Annotated in this window: 6 protein-coding genes; 3 read left to right on the top strand and 3 right to left on the bottom strand. The window is 65.7% G+C overall.

Annotation, left to right across the window (positions count from 1 at the left end; all coding sequences use genetic code 11):
- A partial coding sequence (locus ACK6AU_RS31175) for an AmiS/UreI family transporter (RefSeq protein ID WP_409303555.1) occupies window positions 1-316 on the top strand: 316 nt, incomplete at its 5' end.
- Window positions 317-347: 31 nt separating this feature from the next.
- Here the strand turns inward: ACK6AU_RS31175 and ACK6AU_RS31170 are convergent.
- Entirely contained in the window at window positions 348-1,235 is an 888-nt protein-coding gene (locus ACK6AU_RS31170; protein WP_409303553.1) for an acyltransferase, read from the bottom strand.
- A gap of 233 nt (window positions 1,236-1,468) precedes the next feature.
- Here ACK6AU_RS31170 and ACK6AU_RS31165 point away from each other — a divergent pair, with 233 nt between their 5' ends.
- Together ACK6AU_RS31165 and ACK6AU_RS31160 are read left to right on the top strand one after the other, a co-directional pair.
- The gene (locus ACK6AU_RS31165) at window positions 1,469-2,344 is read left to right on the top strand and encodes an alpha/beta hydrolase (RefSeq protein WP_185697162.1); all 876 of its coding nucleotides are present in this window, start codon (window positions 1,469-1,471) and stop codon (window positions 2,342-2,344) included.
- 204 nt (window positions 2,345-2,548) lie between these two features.
- Window positions 2,549-3,553 carry an AraC family transcriptional regulator gene (locus ACK6AU_RS31160; RefSeq protein WP_185697163.1) on the top strand — a complete coding sequence of 335 codons (1,005 nt, stop codon included), beginning with the start codon at window positions 2,549-2,551 and terminating at the stop codon, window positions 3,551-3,553.
- 26 nt (window positions 3,554-3,579) lie between these two features.
- On the opposite strand, the gene ACK6AU_RS31155 is transcribed toward ACK6AU_RS31160, so the two are convergent.
- Window positions 3,580-4,719, bottom strand: coding sequence for an NAD(P)/FAD-dependent oxidoreductase (locus tag ACK6AU_RS31155; protein WP_185697164.1), 1,140 nt, complete (start codon window positions 4,717-4,719; stop codon window positions 3,580-3,582).
- 14 nt (window positions 4,720-4,733) lie between these two features.
- The coding region (locus ACK6AU_RS31150) for an alpha/beta fold hydrolase (protein ID WP_409303550.1) at window positions 4,734-5,497 on the bottom strand (764 nt) is incomplete at its 5' end.

The following is a 5,497-nucleotide window of genomic DNA, read 5'->3' as shown; positions in this document are numbered from 1 at the left end:
CGCGTTCACCTACCTGTGGGTGGCGGCCAACCAGTGGCTGGGCAACGATGGTCGGGGGCTGGGCTGGTTCTGCCTGTTCGTCAGCCTCACCGCGGCCACGGTGGCGATCCAGGCGCTGGGCGATGTGGGCGGGGCTTTCGGGGTGTGGAACGCGCTCAACTGGCTGGCCTGGACCCTGCTGTGGTTCACCTTTTTCCTGCTGCTGGGGCTGTCGCGCAAGATCCAGCGCCAGGTGGCGTTGTTGACCCTGGTGTGCGCGATCGGTACCGGCTGGATTCCCGGGCTGTTGATCCTCGGGCAGGTGCTCAAGCCCTAGGGGCGGCGCCCCCAGGGTAGCGGGATGGGGGTCAGTCGGCCCCGGCCAGCAGCGCGTCGATGCGCTGGTCCTTGTCGGTCCACAGCTGGTTGACCCAGTCCTGGACCTGCTGGCGGAACGCCGGGTCGTTCTCGTAGTCGCCGTGCCACAAGGCCGGGTCCAGCTCGCGGGTGCGGATGTCGATGATCACCTTGGGCACGTTGCCGCTGATCAGGTCCCAGAAACCGGGAATGCGCTCCTGGGGGTAGACCACGGTGACATCCAGCATGGCGTCCAGCTGGTCGCCCATGGCGGCCAGGACGAAAGCCACGCCGCCGGCCTTGGGCTTGAGCAGGTGGCGCAAGGGCGAGGCTTGCTGCTCGCGCTTGGCCGCGGTGAAGCGGGTGCCTTCCAGGTAGTTGACCACGGTCACCGGCTGGCGCTTGAACAGTTCGCAGGCGGCCTTGGTGATCTCCAGGTCCTTGCCTTGCAGTTCCGGGTGCTTGGCCAGGAAGGCCTTGCTGTAGCGCTTCATGAAGGGGTAGTCCAGCGCCCACCAGGCCAGGCCCAGGAACGGCACCCAGATCAGTTCCTTCTTGAGGAAGAACTTGAAGAACGGCGTGCGCCGGTTGAGGGTCTGGATCAGGGCCGGGATGTCGACCCAGGACTGGTGGTTGCTGACCACCAGGTAGGACGTGTCGACCCGCAGGCCTTCGCCACCGCGGATGTCCCAGCGGGTGGGGATACAGGAGGCGAAGATCAGCTTGTCGATCTCGGCCCAGGTCTCGGCGATCCACATCACCGCGCCGGAGGCGTAGTCCCGCAAGCGGCCGGGCAGGACCAGCTTGAGCAGGGCGAACACCATCAGGGGCCCGAACAGCACCAGGGTGTTGAGCAGAAGCAGCAGGGTGACGAGACAGCCGGTGAGCAGTCGGCGCATAGGGCACTCTTTAGATTTTTCGGGGCGCGCAATGATAAGCAGCTTCGGCGAGCAGGCCAAATTCTAGTGTGCTGGTGAATGTTTCATCTGCGCGGTGACAAGCTTTTTACAACGCCGCTCGGAGCCCTGCCGGTCCTGTCCGAGGATGCGGATAACCTTTGCCGACTTTGCGGATTTTCCCTGGTTTGCCACAGGCGCCTAATCGGCCGATGCCCTCAATCGGAGCCTGCCCCATGAGCCGCCCCCTGGACCCAGCCGCCCTGGCCGCCTATTTCGATAGCCAATACAACGCCCGCGCCAGCGTCGCCGATTATGCCCAGTACCCGCGTCTGTACCGAGCGCTATCGGACGCCGCCCATGCCTGTACACCCTGTCATCGCGATGTGGCCTACGGCAGTGGAGCCAACGAGCGACTGGATATCTTTCCGGCGGCGCGGGCCGGGGCCCCGGTACTGTTGTTCATCCATGGCGGTTACTGGCGCGCGCTGTCCAAGGATGACTCGGCGTTCATGGCCCCGGCACTCACCGCTGCCGGTGCCTGTGTGGTGGTGCTGGACTACGACCTGGCGCCCGCCGTGACCCTGGACCAGATAGTCGATCAGGCCCGCCGTGCATTGGCCTGGCTCTACCGGCATGCCAGCGCATTCGGTGGCGATCCACAGCGACTCTATGCCAGCGGCAGTTCGGCGGGCGGCCATCTGGTGGGCATGCTGATGGCCGGGGGCTGGCAGGCTGGCCTGGGCGTGCCTGACGATGTGTTGCGTGGTGCGCTGCCGATCAGCGGGCTGTTCGACCTGGAGCCGCTGCGCAGTACCCATATCAACCAGTGGATGCGGCTGAGCGTCGAGGATGCCCGGCGCAACAGCCCGCTGTTCCATTTGCCAAGCAGTGGAGCAGGGGAGCTGGTGATCAGCCACGGGGGGCTGGAAAGCGCGGAGTTCGCCTGGCAGTCCGCGAGCTTCCTCGAGGCCTGGAGGGATTGCGGCTTCACCGGGCGAATGGTGCCGGCGCCCGACAAGAACCACTTCGATGTGGTGCTCGAACTGGGCCAGCCCGGTACACCGCTTTACCAGGCGCTGTGCCGGCTCATGGGGCTGGACGTGCGGTAACACCCGTTGCTGGCGGTAACGCCGGGCGAATGGAACCAGGGGCGGCAGGCGGGCTGCCCGCCTGCTACTTATCCGGAAAAACCGCCAATGTTATCCGCCGGCTGCCCTGGCCGATGGAGGCCTGCCGAGCTGGCATGGAGCGTGCCTCACCTTCCTGGAGTACGCCGCAAGAGCGTCCGATCTTGCATTCCAAGGTGCCGTGCGATGAACACCATCAATTCCATTCGAGATATTTGCACTGAGGGCCGCGACCTTGTCTATGCCCAGCATTGGATGACCGCCATTTGCGGGCCCCATGAGTTGAGCTCTCGTGGTCCCGGCCAGGTGCGCTTCAGTCATCGCGGCACGGTACTGCGCTCGACGGCCATGACCTTGGGCCTGATGCGCCACGGTGCCGAGGTCAGTGTCATGGTCGAAGATGGCGTGGGCCTGGACTGCTACAGCCTGAGCCTGCCCTTGAGCGGCGAGCAGCAGGTCAGTGTCGGCGGATGCACCCTGGGCTCGGATCGCAACCGTGGGGTGATTCTTTCGCCCTATGGGGCCCAGCAACTGGATATCGCCGCCAATTGCCTGCAGTTGCACATAGCGATCCCGCGCCAGGCCATGGAGCAGAGCCTGGCGCATCTGCTGCAGCGACCGCTGCAAGAGCCGCTGCGCTTCGAACCTTCGATCGATGCCGTGCAGGGTGCCTCCGGCAACTGGTGGCGCATGGTCGAGCATTTGGTACAGGACCTGCGCACCAGCATCGCCCTGTATGACCAGCCCGGATTCACCCGGGACCTGGAACATGCATTGATCAAGGGCCTGCTCCTGGCCCAACCGAACAACTACAGTGCCAGGTTGCGCCAGGACCAGGAGCGCCACTTGCCGCATTACCTGGTACGGGCCCGGGAGTTCATCCATGCCCATGCCCGGGAGACGTTGGACCTGGATGCGATCGAAGCGGCCGCTGGGGTATCGCGCTCCAAGTTGTTCGAGTGTTTTGGCCGGTACCTGGGTGTGCCGCCGATGATCTATCTCAAGCGCTATCGCTTGAATGGCGTGCGCCAGCAACTGCTGGAGGATGGTTGCCCGGGCAATATCTCGGCGATTGCCATGTCTTGGGGGTTTTTCCACCTGGGGCGGTTTTCTGGCGAATACCGCAAGCTGTTCGGCGAGACGCCCAGCGCGACCTTGCAACGCCTGGTGGCGCGGCGGGGCGGCCACTGACGCCGCGCCGCGCCGACAGCAGGACGCTAGCCCAGGGTACCCGTGGGCTGGCTGCACGCGGCCCGCAGGAACTGCCGGCGTACCCACTCATCCCCCATGCCATGTTGCAGCACCCGTTGCCGGGCCTCGTCCGGCAGGGTCGAGACCTCGCCGTACAGGCACGACCAGCGCTGGCAGTGCTCGGCCAATTCCCGCTCGCCGGCTTCCCAGGCTGCCAGGCGTGCCGGGATATCGCGGCGATCCTGCAAGCCCTCCAGGTAATGAGCCAGGGCCAGCCCGGTTTGCATCGACATGCCGCCGCCCTGGCCCAGGTGCGGTGGCTGGGCATGGGCGGCATCGCCGATCAGCGCCGTGTGCCCGGCCGACCAGGCCCGGACCTTGACGATGCTGTATTGCGCCCAGGGCAGCACTTCGTCCACCCGTTCGATCAGGTGCGCCCAGGCTGGAAAGGTCTCGCACCAGGTCGCATGATCCAGCGGCGAGGCCTTGCCCCGGATGTCGTCCTTCTGGCAGGTCAACGCCAGGTAAATGCGTTTTCCGTCCAAAGGGGTGATCAGCAAGCGGCGGTTGCCGCTCCAGCACTCGAGGTACTTGCCCTGGCCGTCCGGGCCAAGCTCCTGCTGGGTACCGGGAATGATGGCGCGCAGGGCGCCTTCGTCGGTCTGTTGGTGGAACTGTTCCAGCCCCAGCGTCCGTCGTACCACCGACCACACGCCATCGGCACCGATGGCCAGGTCTGCCTGCTCGTGTCGGGCACCGGCGAACAACAATTCGCCAGCGGCGCTGGCGCCGAGCACTTCACAACCGGTGCGGATATTCACCCCGGCGGCCAGTGCCGCGTCCCTCAGGCCCGCCAGCAAGGCACTGCGGGTGACTGTCACCAGGCGTATCCCGGGCGGTAGCTGGCCTGCCTCGAGTATTCGTCCGGCGCCGTCGCGCTGCTCCATGGCCCGGCCATGGAAGGCATCGGCGGCAATCGCCTTGACGCCCAGGGCCTGGAGGATACGCAGGCCGTTCTCCCAGATATAAATGCCAGAACCCTGGGCCCGCAGTTCGGCCTGGCGTTCGAAAATGGTCACCGACCAACCCCGTTGCGCCAGGGCTGTGGCGGCGGCGAGACCACCGAAACCACCACCGGCGATGATCGCGTTGAAACCCTTGTTCATGGGATCGCTCCTATTCAAGCGCAGAAGAATTCATCGATGGCCCGGGCCACGGCCTGGGGGTTCTCCAGGGTCGGGAAGTGGGTATTGCCGGGGATGTGGCAAGGTTCGAACCAGCTGTGTTCGGCGGCGAAGTCCTGTTGCATGCGTCGGTAGCCCGGGTCCAGCGGCTGTGAATAGATATGCCGCACCAGGGGCTTGTCAGCGATGCTCGACATGCGCTCCAGCGGGCTGCCCCAGCGCCGGTAGCAAAGCTCGATCTCGCGGCAGGCGCGGCGCCACATGGCGCCGTCGAACCCGGGCATTTCGTCACGCAGGTGCTCGAGTACATCGGCGTTGTCGGTGCTGGCGGCCCACTCGTCGAAGAAGCTCTGGCGACCGCTGGCATAGTCGGTGGGGTGCTGGCCCTGGGCGAGCTGCTGCCAGAAGCCCTGGTGGGGCTGCATCAGCCAGTCGATCACCACGGTCCTGGGGAGGCGCTTGCTACCCAGGCGTTCGCAGGCCTCCAGGTTGACCCAGCAGCCGTGGGAGGTGGAGACCAGGCGCACGGGGTCCAGGCCCTTGAAGTCGATGAAGGCCAGTAGGTCGTCGGCCAGGTCCAGGGCGCTGAAGTCGCCGCTGTCGGTCTGCTTCGGGTCGTGGCCGCGCCAGTCCAGGCAGATCACATGAAAGCGCTCGGCCAGCAGTGGCGCCAGGTTCTTGAACAGCCGGCGATCCTGGCACCAGCCGCTGAGCAGCAACAGGGGCGGGGCGTCGGGGGCGCCGGTTTCGGTATAGGTCA

This window comes from Pseudomonas sp. KCJK8993 (assembly GCF_046230915.1).
In the GTDB taxonomy this organism is placed as follows: domain Bacteria; phylum Pseudomonadota; class Gammaproteobacteria; order Pseudomonadales; family Pseudomonadaceae; genus Aquipseudomonas; species Aquipseudomonas piscis.
Note: the sequence above shows the minus strand (reverse complement) of the source record. Positions and strands in the feature narration are given on the sequence as shown.

What these genes read in the sequence shown, in the direction of transcription:
- ACK6AU_RS31165 (WP_185697162.1), top strand. Translation starts at nt 1,469, where the DNA reads ATGAGCCGCCCCCTGGACCCAGCCGCCCTGGCCGCCTATTTCGATAGC.
- ACK6AU_RS31155 (WP_185697164.1), bottom strand. Translation starts at nt 4,719, where the DNA reads ATGAACAAGGGTTTCAACGCGATCATCGCCGGTGGTGGTTTCGGTGGT.
- ACK6AU_RS31160 (WP_185697163.1), top strand. Translation starts at nt 2,549, where the DNA reads ATGAACACCATCAATTCCATTCGAGATATTTGCACTGAGGGCCGCGAC.
- ACK6AU_RS31170 (WP_409303553.1), bottom strand. Translation starts at nt 1,235, where the DNA reads ATGCGCCGACTGCTCACCGGCTGTCTCGTCACCCTGCTGCTTCTGCTC.